Genomic DNA, 19,814 nt, shown 5'->3' on the forward strand with positions numbered 1-19,814 from the left:
GTGGGGAGGGTTGGGGAATGATGTATGTGTCTGCGTTTGTTCGGTAGATAATTGTGGGAAGGTCATCTTTCGGTCAGAAGCAGCCATTCATAATCCCTTAAGGTATAGGGATGCTAACCTCGCTAGGCCAAACTGAGGCAAGGCACCTGAGATATTCCTGGGATCAAAAAATGGAAGAAACACTCTCCTCTACATTTATGGGCACCAAAGGGAAGCCCATAAGTTTCAATGGAAAAACTATCGTTGCGATCATGGAGATCAAGATCACAGAGCCTAGAACCGTCTTTTCAGTTCGTCGATTGGGCGCTACGAACGGTCGAGTGCAAGGATTGGCATTAAAGATGATGGGCGGGAAAATCGTCGTCGAAGGCTTTGGCAACGGCTGTCCCGAAATAGTTTTGTGGTCTGATACCAGTCCCGATGCTTTGGAGATAGAAGTGTTTTCTAAAGGTGGAAACGTTCTAAAAATCTGGAACGTCTGGAAGAGCGCTTTTGGCATGAATGCATGGGTTGGCAATGCTGGAATTCACGTCCACGGGACCGATGGCACGATGACGTTGGAATGTAGCGACGGGGTGGGTGATGTCGACTTCTCCGATTATGTGGTTGTTGTGGAAAAACGATAATGCACGGAGTTATGTCGGCTTTGGGTCGATTTCTGCCTGTCGGAACGGGCATTAATCGGCCTAACTTGGCGGTGGTAGGTGACCGAAATTGGCAGGTCCAGGCAGGCGCCCTGTACTGAGAACTTAATGCTCGGATAGAACGGACTATTTCGACAGAAATTGTGAGGTGTCGTCTGCTACGTAGTACAGAATGTACCCTGAATACACTAGAGAACCGGCAGCAGCTTCTGCTTTGAAGCACTCTGTGAGTGCATCCTCATCAGCAAAACCGTATTCCGGCAACTTGTCGCCTGCGAAACTAGCAAGTCGCCAAGCGTCGAAGCCACCGATCTCACCATAAGCCCCAAAGTCAAAGTCTACTTTACCTGTGGGGAGGCTAACCGTGCAGCCATAGCCGTGCTTGAAGTAACGAACTCCGCCTTCTAGCTCTCCGTGCTGAGGAATGTCAGCTCCCACCCAATCCGTATTGGTCAAGGGCCGCGGGATACCAGACCGATGCATCATGTCCACAGCGGCGCCAACACTTGCTTGGTAGTCGCTGATCAAAATGGCGAGTTGGTTATTCCTACGGTCTCACGTTATAAGCAGCACTGAGTCCATTGACCGCAGAGAGTAGCAGTCGACGCAATTGATGGGCAGCAGCAAGACCGAAAGCCTCAAGCCGTATGAGTACATTCCCGTGGCGTTGATGGCTGCAGCGGTCAGCACTGGCACTGGGATTCGTGACCAGGAAACTACCCTGGGTACCGAAGCCAGTTCCTCGATGGCGACAGCGGCAAAGTAGTCGCCCAGGTCGTGCGCAAAGGCACCGGCAAGCCGTTGTCGAACGACTCCCAGGTGATGAAGGCCGATGATGTGAAGAGCGTCATCGACGGCTGGGCTTCGGACCTGCATCAGTCGTACCTGAAGCTTAAAAAGAGCTAAGCCTCAAAACGTATTACGGGCCGGTTTGTTGTAGAAGCTGAGCAAGACGTCGTAGCAGTGGGTGACGAGGGCATAGTCGTCACTCAGCTGCTGCGGCGTCGCATGTTCCTGCCAGTGCTGCTGAAGGGTTTGCAACGCTTGCAGGTACGCGTCCGCCGACGGCGTTATGGTGTACCAGAGGTAGTTGGCAAACTCGTCCCGCGGTGTGCCGGGGTGCAGGCGCACATACGCCTTGCCGTGGGCGCTCGCCCGTTGCACCGCGTCAATCAATGGCGCGAGGGTTTGCGGAGTCAGTGTGGCGAGGTAAACCCCTTGCTCCAGTTCGTCCACCGCTGTTCGTGCGGCAATCATGTAGTTGAGCAGGTGCCAGTGGGTGTCCTGGCCAAAGCGCGCCTGCAGCAGCGCCAGTTGCCCAGGGCGCAGGCGCACGTCCTCGCGCTCCAGGCGCTTGCGCAGCTCGGTGGAGGCGGCCATATAGGCATCGCCCTTGATGGCCATGGCCTGGGCGACTTGCCCTTGGGGCGGTTGAAACCGTGCCATGCCCAGCCGCTGGTAGAAGTCGAACGAATTGGTCAGCGGCGTGACGTCCTGCAAGGCCAGCACGTAGCGTCCGGCAGCATTGATCAATGGGCTATTGGGCTCCAGGCGCTCCAGCTTGCCGGTGATGCGCCGGGCACAGATATCGTTTTGCAGGTCGCGGCCCAGGGCTTCGTCGTGGTCGCCGAACTCCTTGAGGATCCGGTCCATCTGCACGAGGGATTCGTAGGTCTGCTCGTCGAAAATCGAAGGCCTGTACCATTCCTGATGGGTGTAGCCGTAATAGAACAGGCGCCAGTCCCGGTCGACGCGGTTCATGCAGTCGATGATCGGCGCCAGGGCGCTGGCCTTGGCGGTTTCGGGGCCGTCGCGCTTGTCCAGCCAGAGTTGCACTTGCGCCACCTGCTTGCTGGCCCCTGCCAGGCCGAGCAAGCCCAGGCCCAGGGTCAGGGCGATGGGCACCAACCATTTCGGATTCATCGTTTGGCCTCCTGGCCGTACCATTGCGCCTCGGTGGCGGGGGCGTGGCACTCCCGGGCGGTGGCCGGCAGTCGGCTGCACAGGCGTTCGGTCCATTGCTGCAAGCCCTGGTTGGGATTGACCTGGTGTTGGCTGTCGAATGCCTTCAATGCGCTGTACAGCACCACGCAGATGGCAATGCCCAGGGCGATCGCGCGGGTTGACCATTGGGCGTTGTCGGCCTTCCACGGGATGTGGGTTTTCAGGGTGTGCCGCTTGAACAGGCCAATGGCAGCCAGCACGAGCAGCAGCGTCACGCTGGCCGCCGGGCCGATTTTATAACCGGCCGCCACCATCATCACCGCGCCTGGCAGCAGGTCGCGCAACGGTAACAGGGGCAGACGTGTCGGGCTCAACCACCGGGGAAGCAGGGCGCCCAGGCGATCATCCAGCACGCGATACTGGTGGGCCAGCGGGCGCCATACATGCCACCCCACGAAGCCGCCCATCACGATGGGGATCGACCACAACAGGCCGACGCCAACGGTTCTCATCAGGTTGCCGGCCAGGGAATCGGCGTGTATCAGGGCGCCCACCATGCAGCCCACGACGGTTGCCAGCACCAGCGGCCAACTGTCGAACGCACGTTCCCAGCCTTGCCAGAAGTAGGGCGTGCCGCCTGGCATCGAGGCCGCCACCGTGGGGTGGTCAGCATAGATGTCGGCGCTGAGCCGTTGGCAGGCGGCCCAGTCGTCTGCGTCCAGGCGTTGGGCAAAGGCGCGGCGTTGTCCCAGGGTCATGGGTGCCAGCAGCAGGCGGGCGGCGCGTTGCTGCGGGGTGCCGGGAGGCTCCGCCGCCAGCTCGCGTTGCCGGGCGATAAACTGCGGGCTTTGCTGGCGCCGCAGCAACTGCAGCCAATCGTCGGGCGGGCAGGTATGGTTGCTGCCACCGTGCCAGCCCTGGCCGGCGCACACGGCTTCAAACACGCTCGGGGACCAATAGCGGGTGTCCAGCAGCAGCTTGGCCAGCCACGTGTTAAACCACTGTGCGTGGGGCGTCTTGTCAATCCAGGGCTCACGCAAGCGCGCCTCATAGGCGGCCAGGAAGCCGGCCTCATCCTGCTGTTCCAGGGGCAGGCGCAGGGATTTTTGCAGGGCCGCCTTGCTATGCATCTCCAGGGCTTCAATCAGCACGCCGGGCAGCTCCAGGCGTTGCCAGGCGGTCAGCCAATGGAAGGTTTCAAAGGCCCATTGGCGGTCGTCGATGCTGACGTCGTGGGTGTCGACAATGCGTTGCAGCAGCGTGACTTCAAACATCAGCCCGGTGCCGGTTGCCAGGGCTTGCTGATACTGCTGTTGCAGCGTCCCGACAGTGACGGCAGTGGGCACCGGCTCCACGACCGTAGGCTGATCATCTTCCCGCTGCCATTCGATCCAGTTCAACGCCTCTTCATAGGCTTCCCGCAGGCGTTGAAAGCTCTCGGGGTCATCATCCGGGCGGGTTTTCTTCAGCAGGGCGGCGTATTGACGTTTGATCGTGCGGGTGTCGGCATCGGAAGGCAGGCCGAGGATGTTCCAGCAACTCATGTGCGGCGCAACTCCATGAACAACGGCACCGCCCTCCTGGCGGGCGATGCAATGGGCGAACCTTACCTGTTTGGCGCGAATCTGTCCTCGTTTCAGTGCTGGCTATTGGCCAATCAAAAAACGGGACGGATCTATATGCAGGTAAATAAATCTGTCCCCTTTTTTCCTTTTTGCCAATTAGCCAGTTCTGAATGACGAGAGTGGGTCGGACGCCGCCTGACCCGACCGGCGGCTTTTGGCCGAAAGCCCCCCCTTTCCACGCCAACCGGTCTACCATGGCACCCCCGGCAGTGGTCCATGCGCTCCCGATCATTTTTCTCAAGGTATCGCCATGTCCATCGACCAAATCTCCCTCCCCAAAGGCGTCGGCCCTCACGCCGCTAAGCTTCTCGACGCCATCACTGGCGCCGCGACCCACGAAGAACTCAACCGCGCTGGCGGCAAGGCCGAAGGTTTTGTCTTGGGCCTGGAATCCACCAAAGCCATCAAAAGCCAGATCGCCGAATCCTTGTATGTGGCTTACGACGATGCGGCGAGTAACCGCGCGGGTGAGTTGAAGGGTTAAGCACCCGGCAATGCCGGACGTTGTGCGCGCAGGGCGTTAGACTGGGCGCCTTTTATTGCTCAGGATGAGGCTGTCATGTTCAAGGTTGCTCTCGCGTCACTGCTGCTGGCGTGTGCCTTCGGCGCTCAAGCTGATACGACTGTTGATGTGTCGAAGATTTACGGCAACATCAAGTTCGTCAGTAGCTTCCCGGACTATAAGGTCAAGGTGGTAAACAGTTTCCCTGACCTTAAGGTAAAACAGGTGAGTAGTTTTCCCGACTCGGCCGGCAAGTGGAAAACAGTCGAGAGCTTCCCCGACTACAAGATCCAGATTGTTGACTCCTTTCCAGACTTCACCATTCAGTACGTTGATTCGTTCCCTGGGGTTAATTGAAGGCAGCGCCCTTTGCGGCGCTGCCTCGGGCTGTTTATCAGCCAGGGCAAGGTGCTTCACGGTCGAGCAATTTGGCCGTGAGCAGCACGCCCAGTTCGCTTAGTTGGTGGATGGCCAGGGCGATGTCGCGGTGTTTGCCGCACAGGTCTTCGGACAGGTCGAGCAGCAGTGTGCTTACGCTGGTGAAGGTTTCGTAGCTGTTGGTGATGAGGGTTTCGGTGCTGGCGTGGGGGACGACGGTGAAGAGGGTGGTTGAGTCAATTTTTGCTTGAGTCATAACGATATCCTGGTTTTGGCCGCCATCTTTTCGCTACTAAACGAAAAGGTGGCAGCTGTGCGCAGGTTAGTAGACCGGTGGATATCAAAGCCGGCGCGCCCGAGGACGCCCTACGCACAGCCACCATCAAGCACAGACGCAATGTCTGATTGATGAAGCTCATGCACTTTTCAATACCCAACTCAGGCTACTAAACCCGATCACTGAACATTCAGCGACCGAGCCACCTTAGAGACGGCCACCTCAGCACACAAGCCGGCGGATTCTGACGCACGCGTAGGCAATGGAGCAAGGTGGTGCGGGCTTGTTCACCATTCCCTGTGGTTTGCACACTCCCTTGTGGCGAGCAGGCTTGCCCTGCGTTGGGCTGCGAAGCGGCCCCAAAAGCGGCGGCCGGGTTTCCCTCTTGGACCGCGGTGGCTGGGTTGGGAGCGCTGCGCACTCCAGCGCAGGGCAAGCCTGCTCGCCACAACAGTACTGCTCACCACTTAGAACGCCTGGTTCACCCCAACCCCACGCATGATCGAAAACCGTGGGTCGATCAGCTTCAGCGTTTGCTCACCCTTCAAGCGGCCCACCACCACGGTGTAGGTCTTGGGCACTTCGGAGAGGTTTTCCGGGTTGCGGGCCAGTTTTTCAATCGCCGGGGTGTTGGCCCAGTCGGCGATGGTTTTCTGGCGGATGTCCACGGTCACCACCCAGGATTTATCCACGGCGGCGCCCATCGGGTTGGGGTTGGCGGCGATGTTCTGGATCTTGGCGATTTCATAGCCCTGGGCGTAGCAGAACCCGGACTCTTGCTGCACATAGGCGGCGCGGCCGTTGTCGGTGAGGCTGTAGGTGTTGGCGCTTTTGGCCAGCAGGCCGGCGTCGGTCAGGGCGTCGAAGGCCGGCTGGTTGGCGCTGGAGGTGCCGCTCATGACGCCGTCACCCAAGGTCACCGGGAAGCGGTTGAACATCGCCGCCTTCACGCAGGACGCGCCTTCGAGCCTGGGTTGCAGCGCGGCTTGAATGTCGGTGTCCGACGGGCTGTCGCTGCAGGCGGTGAGCAGCAAAGCGGCGGCGGTGATGAGGGCCATTTCTCTGATTCGCATCGTTTTATCCTTGACGATTGGTGGCGGGCGGGCAAAGTGTATAGAAACATTGCTGTCACGAAACCCTCCCCGCCGTCGTGTAGGTTCGGTGACTTGAGCCACCCTGAACACACAAGGATTAAACATGACATTGACCGTCAACACCCTGCTCGAGCTGGCCATGGCCAACCCCATCAACGCCGAAATCACCGCACGCCTGCCCGACCTCGGCGTAGAGCAGTGCATGCTCACGGCGGGCTGCCTGTTCCAGGCCGTATGGAACCATCAGTCAAACTTGCCTGCGGCTCAGGGCGTAAAGGACTACGACGTCTTTTACTTCGACACGGACTTGTCCTACGAAGCGGAGGACAAAGTGATCCGCGCCGCCGAGCGGTTGTTTGAGGATTTGGGCGTCAATGTCGAGGTCAAGAACCAGGCGCGGGTGCACCTTTGGTACAGCGAGCGCTTTGGTCGGCCTTATCCGCAGCTGCACTCGGCTAAACAGGGCGTGGACCGTTACCTGGTGGCCGGCACCTGCATCGGGCTGGAGATCGACACCGGCGAAGTGTACGCGCCCTATGGGTTGGCGGATGTGGAGCAGGGCGTGTTGCGCATTAACCCGCTGCACCGCGAGCCTGAGTTGTTCGCCGCCAAGGCCCGCAGTTATCAGGCGCGCTGGCCTTGGCTCACGATCGTGGCGCCTGAGGTTATGCCGGGCCGAGACTGAGCAGCCATCCGACCCCGGCGCTGCCCAGCACCACCAGCCACGGGGGTAATTTCCACACCATCAACGCCACCAGGGCAATCAGGGCCAGACCGAAGTCCCGGGCGCTGAAGATGGCGCTGGTCCACACCGGTTGGTACAGCGCTGCCAGCAACAGGCCAACCACTGCAGCATTCACGCCCGCGAGGGCCGCTTGGGTGCGCGGGCTGTGGCGCAGGCGTTCCCAGAAGGGCATTGCGCCCATCACCAGCAAAAACGAGGGCGCAAAGATCGCCAGCAAGCAGAGCAAACCGCCAGGCCAACCGGTGGGGGGCTGTTGCATCGACGCGCCAAGGAATGCGGCGAAGGTGAACAGGGGACCGGGCATGGCTTGCGCCGCCCCGTAGCCGGCCAGGAATACGTCGTTGCTCACCCAGAGTGTCGGCACGACCTCCGCTTGCAATAGCGGCAGTACCACGTGGCCGCCACCGAACACGAGTGCACCGGTGCGGTAGAACGCGTCGATCATGGCCACGTCTTGGCGGGTTGTGAACTGCGCCAGCAGCGGCAGGCCCGCCAGTAATATCAGGAACAACGCCAGCCACATTGCCCCGGTTCGACGGCTGAGGGTGATGGGCAGCGCGTCGTGGGTGGTCGGCGGCGGGGTATTGAGCCAGAGCAGGCCGGCCAGTGCCGCTGCGGCTATAACACCCACCTGGCCCCAGGCCGAGGTTTGCAGCAGGGCTATGCAGGCGGCGATCAGCATCACAGTGATGCGCGTTGCGTCGGTGCACAGGTTGCGCGCCATGCCCCACACGGCTTGCGCGACGACGGCGACCGCCACGACTTTAAGGCCGTGCAGCACGCCGGACGGGATGGCCGCGCTGTGTTGGGCAATACCCATTGCAAACAGGATCAGCACCACGGCCGACGGCAGGGTAAACCCCAGCCACGCCGCCAGCGCGCCGCCGTAGCCCGCCCGTGACAGACCCAGCGCAATGCCCACCTGGCTGCTGGCCGGGCCGGGGAGGAATTGGCACAGTGCTACAAGGTCCGCATAAGTGCGCTCACTCAGCCAGCGCCGCCGGGTGACGAACTCGTTGCGAAAGTAACCCAGATGCGCCACCGGACCACCGAATGACGTGAGCCCAAGGCGCAGGAAAATCAGGAATACCGTCCAGGGGCTGGCGCGGTGGTCAACAGTGGAGAGGTTCAAGGCGCAGCATCCCAATGACGGCAAACGGATTAAGGCGTAGAGGCACCCTAGTCGATTTTGATGACGCGAAGAAGAGGCGCTGGTTTGTGCAAATTGCCGCGCTGGATGGAATTTATGCCCGTGTGTTTGAGTCATTGAAATGGCAGGGAACAAGGCCTCCCACCCATCACCGCTGATTTCAGCCCAGGACAGCCCATGATCTTCCTTATTTTCCTCATCGCCTGCGGCGCCGCCGCCAGTACCGGCATCATTTTCAAGCCCGGCCAGTGGTACGAAACCCTGGTCAAGCCCGGCTTCACTCCACCCAATTGGCTGTTTCCGGTGGCCTGGACGGTCATCTACCTGCTGCTCGCCTGGGCGGGCTATCGCCTGACGATGATTCCTGGCAGCCAATTGGCCCTCGGCCTGTGGGCGGCGCAGATTGCGCTAAACACGCTGTGGACGCCGGTGTTTTTCGGCGCGCATAACATCGTGGCCGGGATGGTGGTGATTGTGCTGTTGTGGCTGGTGGTGGCGGCGTTGGTGGTGATGGCGTTGCGGTTGGATTTGATCACCGGCTTGATCCTGTTCCCGTACCTGGCGTGGCTGAGCGTAGCGGCGGCGTTGAATTTCTCGATTTTGCGTAATAACCGCTGATGGCTCATAAACGCTGGCCCGCGAGCGAGGCTGAATTAGTCCAGATGCGCCAGTTCAATAAAAAGCTGGCCTGGCTGCCGCGTTTTAAAATCCGCAATCGCGTCACGCCGCGTTTGATCCAGGCGTTGCTGCGGGTCAGTCAAAAGGTCAAGAAAGCGCCTGCGGCTGAAACCCGCCGAGTGGCCGGTGTGCCCGTGCGTATCCTGCGGCCCGAGGGGAAAACCAACGGCGTGGTGCTGGATATCCACGGCGGCGGTTGGGTGATCGGCAATGCACAGATGGATGACGACCTCAACCTGGGCATGGTGCAGGCGTGTGGTGTGGCGGTGGTGTCGGTGGATTACCGGCTGGCGGTGGACACGCCGGTTGAGGGGCTGATGGAGGACTGCCTGAATGCCGCGCGCTGGTTACTCAGCAGTGATGAGTTTGCCGACTTGCCGGTGTTCGTCGTGGGTGAGTCTGCCGGTGGGCATTTGGCGGCCGCAACCTTGCTGGCGCTTAAGCAATGGCCGGACCTGCTCAAACGTGTCAACGGCGCGGTGCTGTACTACGGCGTATACGACTTGACCGGCACACCGAGCGTGCGCACGGCGGGGCCGCAGACGTTGTTGCTGGACGGACCAGGCATGGTCGAAGCGCTGCGCATGCTCACGCCGGGCTTGAGTGATGAGCAACGTCGGCAGCCGCCGTTGTCACCGTTGTTTGGCGACCTGACCGGCTTGCCGCCGGCGTTGATGTTTGTCGGCGAACTTGACCCGTTGCTGGACGACACGCTGCAGATGGCCGAGCGCTGGGGCATGGCCGCGCAGGTTGAGGCGCACCTGTTGCCGGAATCTGCCCATGGGTTTATTCATTTTCCGGTGGCGATGGCGGATGACGTTCTTGCTTACAGTCGGCGGTGGATATCGGCGAGAATCCAGTCGGTACTCGCTTGTAGTGGTTAGCCATTCACCTGCACCCCGCGTAACCTCTGACACCCTGGTTTCCAGATTCCCGCAAGGACGCACACGTGACCATTTCCCATGCAGTTGTAGGGCTGTCGGCATTTTTGCTGGTGGCAGGTGTTCAAGCCGCCGAATACAACTTCTCGTTTGATGTGCCCTACGGGCAGTACGAGCGGCAATTCAAAATGAAGACCCCAGGTGACGGCACGTTGAGCTGCACGGTGTTCATCGAAAAAGAGTACCGGGGCGAGAAGTGGGTGCCGGCAGTGATTCTGGCGGCTGCCGAAGACGATGCCGAAGACGACACGCTGTTTCTGTCCAGTTCGACCGAGCCCAACGGCGGGCCGCGCACGTTCCACCTGCGCACGTTCAACCAGGCGAAGCCGGTCCTCGACAAGACGCAGTGGGAGGCCCCGGATGAGAAGGGCGTGTATAAAATGGCCGTGTCGTGGTATGCCAATGGCGCCATCGGTTATCAGTACGGCATCTACGCGAGTTGGCAAGAGAAGCAGTTCGTCGAGAAGCCAGGTTTTTCCACGCGGCATGTCAGCGTCCATGCGTCGGGCGTGAAGGGCTCTGCTTTGTGCTACGTGCATACCAAGTGACACGGAGCGATCGAGATTGTATGGCACAACGCCTGACCATTCGGACGGTGACGGCCGCCGACCTTCCGCAGGTGCTGGCCTTTGTTCTGCAGGCCCGTGCCGAGCTTTTCCCCAAGCTCAGCGCCACGGGCCTGCCGGATGACTTGGCGCGATTTGAGGCCGTTTACCTAAAGGGTGACGGCCAGTTTCTGCTGGCCTGTGTTGAAGGTCAAATCGTGGCTGCCGTCGGCTATCTGCCGTATGACGGGCGCTTCCCGCAGTTGAGTTACCAGGGCCGCAAGGTCGTCGAAGTGGTGCGCCTGTTCGTGCTGCCGGCGTTTCGCCGTTTTGGTTTGGCAGGGGAGTTGTATCGCGCATTGGAGATGAAGGCACAGGCGGATGGGGTGGAGGTGGTTTACCTGCACACCCATCCGTTTTTGCCGGGTGCGATTGATTTTTGGCGGCGGCAGGGGTTTGAGGTGATCGACGTCGAAGCCGACCCGGTGTGGCAGACCACGCATATGCAGCGGTATTTATAGATCAAGGTGGGAGCTGGCTTGCCTGCGATAGCCAAAGAACGGTTAGAAGTCTGTCGCAAGTGGACTGTTGTGGCGAGCAGGCTTGCCCTGCGTTGGGCTGCGAAGCGGCCCCAAACCCAGACGCTGAGTACTTTCAGGAAAATTGCAGTGCCTTTACTGGGGCTGCTTCGCAGCCCAACGCAGGACAAGCCTGCTCGCCACAGGAGAAATTGGATGCCTTTAAAAGTTGTGTAGGTACCTATGCTGCGATAGCGGTGTGTCAGCCCCAGCTATGGCACTGATCCGCCGGCATCGCAGGCAAGCCAGCTCCCACCTTTGCGCGGTGTGCAGTCCATTAAATGGGGCGTAACCGCAGGATTTGCGCGCCGTCGAACGGGTCCGTGAGGTAATGCGCCTGCACCCCGAATGTTTCCTGTAGCCGCTGCGGCGTCAGCACCTCCAACGGCGTGCCCAATGCCACCAGGCAGCCGCGATCCAGTATTGCCAAACGATCACAGGTCAGCGCCTGGTTCAGGTCATGCGTGGCAGACGACACATATGCAGCGGGCTCTATAGATCAAGGTGGGAGCTGGCTTGCCTGCGATAGCCATAGGTGTCTACACAACGGTTAGAAGTCTGTCGCAAGTGGGCTGTTGTGGCGAGCAGGCTTGCCCTGCGTTGGGCTGCGAAGCGGCCCCAAACCCAGACGCTGAGTACTTTCAGGAAAATTGCAGTGCCTTTACTGGGGCTGCTTCGCAGCCCAACGCAGGACAAGCCTGCTCGCCACAGGAGAAATTGGATGCCTTTAAAAGTTGTGTAGGTACCTATGCTGCGATAGCGGTGTGTCAGCCCCAGCTATGGCACTGATCCGCCGGCATCGCAGGCAAGCCAGCTCCCACCTTTGCGCGGTGTGCAGTCCATTAAATGGGGCGTAACCGCAGGATTTGCGCGCCGTCGAACGGGTCCGTGAGGTAATGCGCCTGCACCCCGAATGTTTCCTGTAGCCGCTGCGGCGTCAGCACCTCCAGCGGCGTGCCCAATGCCACCAGGCAGCCGCGATCCAGTACCGCCAAGCGATCACAGGTCAGCGCCTGGTTCAGGTCATGCAGCGCAATCAGCGTGGTCACCGGCAGCGCCTGCACACCTTTCAAAATCGCCAGTTGATGTTGGATATCCAGGTGATTGGTCGGCTCATCCAGCAACAAGATCTGCGGTCGTTGCGCCAATGCGCGGGCGATGTGCACGCGTTGGCGCTCGCCGCCAGAGAGGCTGCGCCAGGCGCGTTGGCTCAGGTGGATGGCATCGACGTCGTGCAGCGCCTGGCGCACGATGGCATCGTCTTCGGCAGACCACGGGCTCAGCGCCGACAGCCAGGGCGTGCGGCCCAGCGCCACGGCATCGAACACGCGGATGGCATCGTCGGTATCAGCCTGCTGCTCCACCACCGCCAGGTGTTGCGCAACAAGGCGACGGGGCAGTTTGGTCAGGCGCTGGCCGCCCAGTAACACCTCGCCGGACGCAGGCACACGCAAACCGGCGAGCAATTTAAGCAGGGTGGATTTGCCCGAGCCGTTCGGCCCGACAATGCCCAAGGTTTCACCTGGCTGAACTTCAAGATCAATGTCGCGCAGCAAATGCGCTTCACGCACCTTGAAGCCCAGGCCGGTGCAACTGAGTACCGTCATCGCGCATTCCTCCGGCCAATCAGGATCAATGCAAAGACTGGCGCGCCGACCAAGGCAGTGACCACACCGACGGGAATCACCTGGCCTTTGATCAAGGTGCGCGACAGCACATCAGCAGCGATCAGAAACAACGCGCCACCCAGCGCACTGGCGGGCAGCAACCGCGAATGCCCGGTGCCCAGCAGCAGGCGCACGGCGTGGGGAATCACCAGCCCGACAAAACCGATGGAGCCGACAATCGACACCATCACCGCCGTCACCAGCGCCGCGCAACCGACAAGCACAAATTGCACACGGCGCACTGGAATACCCAACGAAGCCGCCGAGTCGGTGCCAAAGGTAAACGCATCCAGCGCACGCCGATGCCACAAGCACACCGCCAGGCCTGCGACCGCCACCGGCACCGCCAGCCACACCGACGGCCAGCGCACGCCGCTGAGGTTGCCCAGCAGCCAGAACATGATGCCGCGCGCCTGTTCGGAACTGGCGGACTTGGTGATCAGGAACGCGGTGAGGGCATTGAACAGCTGCGAACCGGCGATGCCGGCGAGGATGATCTGGCCGGTGCCGCTGACTGAGCCGCTGGCCCGTGCCAGCAATATCACCAACGCAAACGCCGCCATCGCGCCGACAAACGCGCCCGCCGACAGCGAAATCAGCCCACCGCCCACACCCATCAATGCCACCAACACTGCACCGGTCGAGGCGCCCGCGCTGATGCCCAGCAGGTACGGATCGGCCAACGGGTTGCGCAGCAGCGACTGCAGGATCACCCCGCAGGTGGCCAGCCCGGCGCCACACGCGGCGGCAACCAGCGCCCGTGTCAGGCGGTAGTTCCACACCACGCCTTCATCGATCGGGTCGAGCACGTAACCGGCCGCCCAGAGTTTGTTGGCCAGCACCTGCAAGACCACTTGCGGTTCGATGGCGGTTTCGCCGATGGCGGTGCCGGCGAGCACGGCCATCAGCAACACGGCGAGGGCGAGTAGGGTGCGCATCATTTCGACAGGTCGTAGCCGTCGATGGCACCGGCCAGTTGTTCCAGGCCATCGAACATGCGCAGGCTTGCCTGCAACGCCAGGGCATCAATAATGAGGATGCGGTTGTTTTTCACCGCGTCCATGTTGCGGGTCACCGGGTCGCTGCGCAGGAAGGCGAGTTTCTTTTCATGGTCGTCGGCCGGGTAGCGACGGCGGTCCATGCGCGCGATCACCAGGAAGGTCGGGTTGGCCTTGGCGATGGTCTCCCAACCGACGGCGGGCCATTCTTCGTCGGACTGCACCACGTTGTGCAGGCCGAGGGTTTGCAGCATCAATTCGGGAATGCCCTTGTGGCCAGCTACATACGGGTCGGCGGCCATCTCGCTGCTGGAAAACCACACCAGTGCACTGGCGTGCTTGAGGCCTTTGCCTTGCGCGGTGGCGACCGACTTGGCCAGGCGGGCCTTGAGTTCGTCATTCAACTGTTGGCCACGCGCTTGCACGTCGAAAATCTCAGCCAACTGGCTGATGCTTTTATAGATCGTGTCGATGCGAAACGGCTCCAGCCGCGTGCCATCGGCGCCCACCAGGTTGTCCTTGCCTTCGCAGTCGGAGGGCAGCACGTAGGTGGGAATCTTCAGTTCGTGGAATTGCTCGCGGGTACCGACCACGCCTTGCGGGCCGACCACCCATTCCAGCTCGGCGGCCACCAGTTGTGGGCGTTTGGCGATCACAGCTTCGAAGCTCGGCTCGTTGTCGGCCAGGCGCTCGATCTTGTCGTTTTGCGCTTTGAACTGCGGTAATACGCTGTTGAACCACAGCGAAGTGCCGACCACTTTGTCCGCTACGCCCAGAGCGTAAAGCATCTCGGTGGCGGCCTGGCCGATGGTCACGCTGCGTGCCGGGGCTTGTTGGAAGGTGACGCTGCTGCCGCAGTTTTCCACCGTGAGCGGGTAGTGAGTCGGCGTGGCGTGGGCCAGGGCACAAAAGCCCAGGCCGGTGATCAGGGCGCAAACGCGTAGCAGCATGGGGCAATCTCCGAGTGAACCGTACGGGAAACAGGGCAGGTACGGCTCGGAAACACACCTTTGAACGCTGCAGGTTTGCAGGGCGCGGATGTCCTTCCCGGACACCCCGCCGGTGAGTGATAACGCTGGGCCGGCAGGTCTCCTGACTGATGCGTCGTCGCCTCGCTCCGGCCTTCCCGGACGTGGTCCAGTGGCAATGGGGAGCAGGCTCGGCACCTACAGTTGCGGGGGCAGTTTCGATTGGCGCGATGGGCCGCGCTTCGAATTCCCTATTAGTCCCGTTTGGGAACCGGCGCAGTATGGTAGTCGATTGCGGGGTGCGGGGGGAATTGGCGCCATTCCTGCGAAGAATAAGAGCTATGCCTTGGGCCTGCCTACTGCTCGCCGGTTCAGTTGGGGACGCCTGCGCTTTTGAAGGCCTGGAGAAGGTGACCATGCCTACCAACCGAGTAACGCGCGAGCAAGTGCTGGAAGCGAGTAAAGGCAAGCTGCAAAAGCAGTGGGCAACGTGACGGTCGACTAATCGATAAGCACCGCAGATCAAAGGTGGGAGCTGGCTTGCCTGCGATGGCAGTGGGTCAGCCAAGGAGTTGTCACTGATGCACCGCTATCGCAGCATAGGTATCTACACAACTTTTTAAAGCAGCCTATTTCTCCTGTGGTGTCTGGGTTTGGGGCCGCTTCGCGGCCCAACGCAGGACAAGCCTGCTCGCCACAACAGCCCACTGGCCACTAACCGGTTGTGTAGATACCTATGGCTATCGCAGGCAAGCCAGCTCCCACAGTTGAAGGGTGTTGCCGGTTTTATTTGCGATCCAGCCACACGGTCTGCGCGTTGCAGAATTCGCGTACGCCAAAGTGCGACAGTTCGCGGCCAAACCCACTCTTTTTCACGCCGCCAAACGCCACGCGTGGGTCTGACACGCTGAACGAGTTGACGAATACTGCGCCGGTTTCCAGTTGGTTGGTGATATCCCGTGCCTTCGCCGAGTCGGTGGTGAAGATACTGGCGGTCAAGCCGAACTCGCTGTCGTTGGCCAGGGCCACGGCGTGGTCAGCATCGCGGGCGGTGATGATCGAGGCCACGGGGCCGAACAGTTCCTGTTTGAACGAGGTCATCTGGTCGGTGACGTTGGCCAGTACGGTCGGCTCATAGTAGTTGCCGGCGCCGGGCACTTTATTGCCGCCCAGCAGCAGGGTCGCGCCTTCTTCCAGGGTGGCTTGGACTTGGCCATGCAGCTCGTCGCGCAGGTCGAAACGGGCCATCGGGCCGACGTAAGTGTGGGTCGAGGTCGGGTCGCCCATTACCAGCGCGCGGCTGGCCTGAAGGAATTTGGCTGTGAAAGCTTCCACCACACCTGCTTCGATGATCAGGCGCTTGGCGGCGGCGCAGACCTGGCCGCTGTTCTGGAAGCGCCCGATCACGGCGGCCTGCACGGCGGCATCAAGGTCGGCGTCGTTAAGCACGATAAACGGGTCGGAGCCGCCCAATTCCAGCACGCATTTTTTCAGCGCTGCACCGGCTTGGGAGCCGATGGCGATACCGGCGCGCACGCTGCCAGTGAGGGTGACGGCGGCGATGCGTGGGTCGGCGATGGCCTTGGATACGCCGTCGTTGGTCACGTTGACCACTTCAAAAATACCTTCGGCAAAACCGGCTTTCTGGAACGCCTGCTGGATCAGGTAGGCGCTGCCCATCACATTCGGCGCGTGTTTGAGCACGTAGGTGTTACCGGCCAGCAAGGTCGGCACGGCGCCGCGCAGTACTTGCCACACCGGGAAGTTCCACGGCATGACGGCGAAGATCAGGCCCAGCGGACGATATTCGATCTGCGCGCTGCCGTTGTCCACCAGGGTCGGTTCCGGTGCGAGCATGGCTGGGCCTTGGGCGGCGTACCACTCGCTGAGCTGTGCACATTTTTCGATTTCGGCGCGGGCCTGGGCGATGGGTTTGCCCATTTCCAGGGTGATCATCTGGGCCATGTCTTCGGCTTGCTCGCGCAATGCACCGGCCAGGGCCAGCAGCAGTTCAGCGCGTTGGCTCACCGGCTGGCGGCGCCAGCTGCGGAAAGCGTCAGTGGCGCGGTCTAGGGCGGCGTCCAGTTGCGCCGCGGTTTCGTAGGGGTAGCTGGCGACCGTTTCGCCATTGGCGGGGTTGATCGACAAGGCGTGGGTCTGGTGAGTAATAGCGTTCATGGCACCGTCCGGCTGAATGAGTGGAATGGGGTCAGCCTACGGGGATGCATGTTTTCTGGAAACTGAATAATATTAAGTGATACGTTCTCGAATTGAGAATGGATGTTTGATTTTGGACGCGGAGCGTCCTTGGCGGCATTCCCGCGCAGAGCGTGGGAACGATCACATACGTTCACGATTGGAGAATGACTTGGATCTGGTGCAGCTGGAAATCTTCAAGGCCGTTGCCGAGCAAGGCAGCATCAGCGCCGCCGCGCAGTTGATTCATCGCGTGCCGTCGAACTTGACCACACGCATCAAGCAACTGGAGCAGGATTTGGGCGTGGAGTTGTTTATCCGTGAGAAAAGCCGCCTGCGCCTGTCGCCAGCCGGCTGGAATTTCCTCGGTTATGCGCGGCGCATTCTTGATTTGGTGCAGGAGGCCCGCGCAACCGTGGCCGGGGAGGAGCCTCAGGGCGCGTTTGCGCTTGGCTCGCTGGAGAGTACGGCGGCTGTACGCATTCCGGCGCTATTGGCGGCGTATAACCAGAAACACACCAAGGTCGAGCTGGACCTGAGCACCGGGCCGTCGGGCACGATGATCGAGGGCGTGTTGTCGGGGCGCCTGGCGGCGGCGTTTGTCGATGGGCCGGTGCTGCATGCCACGCTGGAGGGCGTGGCGGTGTTTGAGGAGGAGATGGTGGTGATTGCGCCGCTGCACCATGCGCCGATCACGCGGGGCCAGGATGTGGCGGGGGAGAGCATCTACACCTTTCGTTCGAACTGCTCGTATCGCCATCACTTCGAACGCTGGTTTTCACAGGATGGCGCGGTGCCGGGCAAGATCTTCGAAATGGAGTCCTATCACGGCATGCTCGCCTGCGTCAGCGCCGGGGCCGGCCTGGCGCTGATGCCGCGCAGTATGCTGGAGAGCATGCCGGGGTTTACGACGGTGAGTGTGTGGCCGTTGACCGACGCGTTTCGCCTGCTCAATACCTGGCTGATCTGGCGCCGAGGCACGGTGTCGCAGAGTTTGAACAGCTTTGTGAAGTTGCTGGAGGAACGCGGCCTGGTAGCCACTTAGATCTCATGTGGGAGCTGGCAAGCCAGCTCCCACCTGTTGATCTGTGTCAGCCGCCAAATTGCAGGGTGCCCATGGCCAGCTTGGCCATTATCGCCGTGGCGCCCAACTGCACCAGCCACAAGGCCAACCCACCCAGGAACACGCCCAGCGCCACTTGCAGCACCAGACTTTTCTGGCGCTTGGCTTGCGGCGCGCGCGGGGTGTAGTCATGCAGTTCGTCGCGGTCGGCGCGCAGGTCCAGGTCGTCGTTTCTCATAGGGCTCTCACAGCAAAGGGGCGATCAGGGTTCAGTCTAGTGGGTTCGCCAATAAAAAGGGGGAAGCCATCGGCTTCCCCCTTCGTACGACGCTGGCAGGTTTATAGAACCTGAACAATCGCTTTTGTTACCGCACCAATGTTCGACTGGTTCAACGCGGCCACGCAGATACGGCCGGTGTCGAGCGCGTAGATGCCAAACTCGGTGCGCAGGCGGGTGACTTGCTCAACGGTCAGGCCGGAGTAGGAGAACATCCCACGCTGGCGACCGACGAAGCTGAAGTCGTGGCCCGGTGCAGCCTTGGCCAGTTCGGCGACCATCTGCTCACGCATGCCGCGGATGCGCAGGCGCATTTCGGCCAGTTCCGCTTCCCATTGGGCGCGCAGCTCAGGGTTGTTCAGCACGGCCGCCACGATCGCCGCGCCGTGGGTCGGCGGGTTGGAGTAGTTGGTGCGGATAACGCGTTTGACCTGGGACAGGATGCGCGCGCTTTCTTCCTTGGATTCGCTGACGATCGACAGCGCGCCCACGCGTTCGCCGTACAGCGAGAACGACTTGGAGAACGAGCTGGAGACAAAGAAGGTCAGGCCCGATTCAGCAAACAGGCGCACAGCAGCGGCGTCTTCGTGGATGCCGTCGCCAAAGCCCTGGTAGGCCATGTCGAGGAACGGCACCAGGTTCTTGGCCTTGATTACGTCCAGCACGTTTTGCCAGTCGGCCGGGCTCAGGTCAACGCCGGTCGGGTTGTGGCAGCAGGCGTGCAGCACCACGATGGACTGTGGCGGCAGGGCGTTGAGGTCTTCGAGCAGGCCGGCACGGTTGACGTCGTGGGTGGCGGCGTCGTAGTAGCGGTAGGTCTGCACCGGGAAGCCGGCTTTTTCGAACAGGGCCTGGTGGTTTTCCCAGCTCGGGTCGCTGATAGCGACGACGGCGTTGGGCAGCAGTTGCTTAAGGAAGTCCGCGCCGATTTTAAGCGCGCCGGTGCCGCCGACCGCTTGGGCGGTGATCACGCGGCCGGCGCTCAGCAGTGGCGACTCAGCGCCGAACAGCAGCTTTTGCACGGCCTGGTCGTACGCCACGATACCGTCGATCGGCAGGTAGCCACGGGCGGCGTGTTGCGCCACGCGAATGGCTTCCGCTTCGGCAACGGCACGCAAGAGTGGAATCTTCCCCTCCTCGTTGCAGTAAACGCCCACGCCAAGGTTGACCTTGGTGGTTCGTGTATCGGCGTTAAATGCTTCGTTGAGGCCCAGGATTGGATCGCGTGGTGCCATTTCGACAGCGGAGAACAGGCTCATTTTTGCGGCAGCTCTATGGGGGAATGGAGGGACGTGTCGCGCTCCAGCCGAATGCACTAGAGCGGTGCACAAACGGGGAGCTAGTATAGAGGCCATCCAGGCTCAGGGCGACAACCGAAACGGCTTTTCGGCCAAGTTTTTCGGTTTATTTGCCCACCGTTAGTCTTATTGCAATATTGATCAGCGACGGCAGGTAGGACGATTGCCTTGAAACCCGTCACATTCGCCACCACTTCTACAGCTATCATGGTTTTTTCCTGCAACCTGCGAAGACTATTCGCGGGT

The 19,814-nt window shown here is 60.9% G+C and carries 22 protein-coding genes, 2 pseudogenes and 1 riboswitch; of the genes and pseudogenes, 11 read left to right on the plus strand and 13 right to left on the minus strand.

Annotation, left to right across the window (positions count from 1 at the left end):
• The first annotated feature begins 170 nt into the window (after window positions 1-170).
• On the plus strand, window positions 171-626 hold the full coding sequence (locus tag GIW48_RS06740) for a hypothetical protein (RefSeq protein WP_177411412.1): 456 nt from the start codon (window positions 171-173) through the stop codon (window positions 624-626).
• Between the two features lie 144 nt (window positions 627-770).
• Here the strand turns inward: GIW48_RS06740 and GIW48_RS06745 are convergent, their stop codons facing one another.
• Complete coding sequence (locus tag GIW48_RS06745) at window positions 771-1,172, minus strand: DUF6896 domain-containing protein (RefSeq protein ID WP_419789539.1); 402 nt, start codon at window positions 1,170-1,172, stop codon at window positions 771-773.
• Between the two features lie 91 nt (window positions 1,173-1,263).
• Between GIW48_RS06745 and GIW48_RS06750 the strand changes: the two are divergent.
• Window positions 1,264-1,550 (plus strand): annotated as a pseudogene (locus GIW48_RS06750) (DUF3313 family protein); the annotation flags it as partial.
• 3 nt (window positions 1,551-1,553) lie between these two features.
• Here GIW48_RS06750 and GIW48_RS06755 read toward each other — a convergent pair.
• Window positions 1,554-2,567 carry a DUF3829 domain-containing protein gene (locus tag GIW48_RS06755; RefSeq protein WP_236462836.1) on the minus strand — a complete coding sequence of 338 codons (1,014 nt, stop codon included), beginning with the start codon at window positions 2,565-2,567 and terminating at the stop codon, window positions 1,554-1,556.
• Window positions 2,564-4,132, minus strand: coding sequence for a J domain-containing protein (locus GIW48_RS06760; protein ID WP_236462839.1), 1,569 nt, complete (start codon window positions 4,130-4,132; stop codon window positions 2,564-2,566). Before GIW48_RS06760 ends, GIW48_RS06755 begins: the two co-directional genes overlap by 4 nt.
• Before the next feature lie 15 nt (window positions 4,133-4,147).
• On the opposite strand from GIW48_RS06760, the gene GIW48_RS06765 reads away from it, so the two are divergent.
• The 3 genes from GIW48_RS06765 (at window position 4,148) to GIW48_RS06775 (ending at window position 5,072) form a co-directional block, all read left to right on the plus strand.
• Window positions 4,148-4,327 (plus strand): hypothetical protein, encoded by a 180-nt coding sequence (locus GIW48_RS06765; RefSeq protein WP_236462841.1) that lies wholly within the window; start codon window positions 4,148-4,150, stop codon window positions 4,325-4,327.
• A gap of 136 nt (window positions 4,328-4,463) precedes the next feature.
• A complete protein-coding gene (locus tag GIW48_RS06770) occupies window positions 4,464-4,697 on the plus strand; it encodes a hypothetical protein (protein ID WP_017136893.1) in 234 nt (77 codons plus the stop codon).
• 75 nt (window positions 4,698-4,772) lie between these two features.
• The gene (locus GIW48_RS06775) at window positions 4,773-5,072 is read left to right on the plus strand and encodes a hypothetical protein (protein ID WP_017136894.1); all 300 of its coding nucleotides are present in this window, start codon (window positions 4,773-4,775) and stop codon (window positions 5,070-5,072) included.
• Between the two features lie 37 nt (window positions 5,073-5,109).
• On the opposite strand, the gene GIW48_RS06780 is transcribed toward GIW48_RS06775, so the two are convergent.
• Both GIW48_RS06780 and GIW48_RS06785 read right to left on the minus strand, forming a co-directional pair.
• Window positions 5,110-5,349, minus strand: a complete 240-nt coding sequence (locus tag GIW48_RS06780) for a DUF6124 family protein (RefSeq protein ID WP_169988616.1) — start codon at window positions 5,347-5,349, stop codon at window positions 5,110-5,112.
• Between the two features lie 488 nt (window positions 5,350-5,837).
• Window positions 5,838-6,443, minus strand: coding sequence for a hypothetical protein (locus GIW48_RS06785; protein WP_169988614.1), 606 nt, complete (start codon window positions 6,441-6,443; stop codon window positions 5,838-5,840).
• 124 nt (window positions 6,444-6,567) lie between these two features.
• Here GIW48_RS06785 and GIW48_RS06790 point away from each other — a divergent pair, with 124 nt between their 5' ends.
• Window positions 6,568-7,149, plus strand: coding sequence for a nucleotidyltransferase family protein (locus tag GIW48_RS06790; protein WP_236462845.1), 582 nt, complete (start codon window positions 6,568-6,570; stop codon window positions 7,147-7,149).
• On the opposite strand, the gene chrA is transcribed toward GIW48_RS06790, so the two are convergent.
• Window positions 7,130-8,341 carry a chromate efflux transporter gene (gene chrA, locus GIW48_RS06795; protein ID WP_236462848.1) on the minus strand — a complete coding sequence of 404 codons (1,212 nt, stop codon included), beginning with the start codon at window positions 8,339-8,341 and terminating at the stop codon, window positions 7,130-7,132. The genes GIW48_RS06790 and chrA overlap by 20 nt on opposite strands.
• A gap of 195 nt (window positions 8,342-8,536) precedes the next feature.
• Here chrA and tspO point away from each other — a divergent pair, with 195 nt between their 5' ends.
• From tspO to GIW48_RS06815, 4 genes are all read left to right on the plus strand, one after another.
• Window positions 8,537-8,977 carry a tryptophan-rich sensory protein TspO gene (gene tspO, locus GIW48_RS06800; protein WP_017136899.1) on the plus strand — a complete coding sequence of 147 codons (441 nt, stop codon included), beginning with the start codon at window positions 8,537-8,539 and terminating at the stop codon, window positions 8,975-8,977.
• Window positions 8,977-9,921: an alpha/beta hydrolase gene (locus tag GIW48_RS06805; RefSeq protein ID WP_236462851.1), complete on the plus strand. Its 945-nt coding sequence runs from the start codon at window positions 8,977-8,979 to the stop codon at window positions 9,919-9,921. Before tspO ends, GIW48_RS06805 begins: the two co-directional genes overlap by 1 nt.
• Window positions 9,922-9,986: 65 nt before the next feature.
• Complete coding sequence (locus tag GIW48_RS06810; protein ID WP_236462854.1) at window positions 9,987-10,526, plus strand: hypothetical protein; 540 nt, start codon at window positions 9,987-9,989, stop codon at window positions 10,524-10,526.
• A gap of 20 nt (window positions 10,527-10,546) precedes the next feature.
• The gene (locus tag GIW48_RS06815; RefSeq protein WP_236462857.1) at window positions 10,547-11,044 is read left to right on the plus strand and encodes a GNAT family N-acetyltransferase; all 498 of its coding nucleotides are present in this window, start codon (window positions 10,547-10,549) and stop codon (window positions 11,042-11,044) included.
• Between the two features lie 334 nt (window positions 11,045-11,378).
• Here the strand turns inward: GIW48_RS06815 and GIW48_RS06820 are convergent.
• From GIW48_RS06820 to GIW48_RS06840, 5 genes and pseudogenes are all read right to left on the minus strand, one after another.
• Window positions 11,379-11,570, minus strand: a pseudogene (locus GIW48_RS06820) (histidinol phosphatase); the annotation flags it as partial.
• Window positions 11,571-11,943: 373 nt separating this feature from the next.
• Complete coding sequence (locus GIW48_RS06825) at window positions 11,944-12,708, minus strand: ABC transporter ATP-binding protein (RefSeq protein ID WP_236460721.1); 765 nt, start codon at window positions 12,706-12,708, stop codon at window positions 11,944-11,946.
• Window positions 12,705-13,709, minus strand: coding sequence for a FecCD family ABC transporter permease (locus GIW48_RS06830; RefSeq protein ID WP_017138720.1), 1,005 nt, complete (start codon window positions 13,707-13,709; stop codon window positions 12,705-12,707). The genes GIW48_RS06825 and GIW48_RS06830 overlap by 4 nt, the downstream gene beginning before the upstream one ends.
• A complete protein-coding gene (locus tag GIW48_RS06835; protein WP_017138721.1) occupies window positions 13,706-14,716 on the minus strand; it encodes an ABC transporter substrate-binding protein in 1,011 nt (336 codons plus the stop codon). Before GIW48_RS06835 ends, GIW48_RS06830 begins: the two co-directional genes overlap by 4 nt.
• 115 nt (window positions 14,717-14,831) lie before the next feature.
• A riboswitch (cobalamin riboswitch) is annotated at window positions 14,832-15,025 on the minus strand.
• A 495-nt stretch (window positions 15,026-15,520) separates the two neighbouring features.
• Window positions 15,521-16,912 carry an aldehyde dehydrogenase family protein gene (locus GIW48_RS06840; RefSeq protein ID WP_170037936.1) on the minus strand — a complete coding sequence of 464 codons (1,392 nt, stop codon included), beginning with the start codon at window positions 16,910-16,912 and terminating at the stop codon, window positions 15,521-15,523.
• 190 nt (window positions 16,913-17,102) lie between these two features.
• Between GIW48_RS06840 and ptrR the strand changes: the two genes are divergently transcribed.
• A complete protein-coding gene (gene ptrR / locus GIW48_RS06845) occupies window positions 17,103-17,975 on the plus strand; it encodes a putrescine utilization regulator PtrR (protein ID WP_017138723.1) in 873 nt (290 codons plus the stop codon).
• Between the two features lie 46 nt (window positions 17,976-18,021).
• Here ptrR and GIW48_RS06850 read toward each other — a convergent pair whose 3' ends face one another.
• On the minus strand, window positions 18,022-18,231 hold the full coding sequence (locus GIW48_RS06850; RefSeq protein ID WP_017138724.1) for a hypothetical protein: 210 nt from the start codon (window positions 18,229-18,231) through the stop codon (window positions 18,022-18,024).
• A gap of 101 nt (window positions 18,232-18,332) precedes the next feature.
• A complete protein-coding gene (locus GIW48_RS06855) occupies window positions 18,333-19,529 on the minus strand; it encodes an amino acid aminotransferase (RefSeq protein WP_017138725.1) in 1,197 nt (398 codons plus the stop codon).
• Window positions 19,530-19,814: the final 285 nt, after the last annotated feature.

This window comes from Pseudomonas sp. PA-6-3C (assembly GCF_021605825.1).
GTDB classification, from domain to species: Bacteria; Pseudomonadota; Gammaproteobacteria; order Pseudomonadales; family Pseudomonadaceae; genus Aquipseudomonas; species Aquipseudomonas edaphica.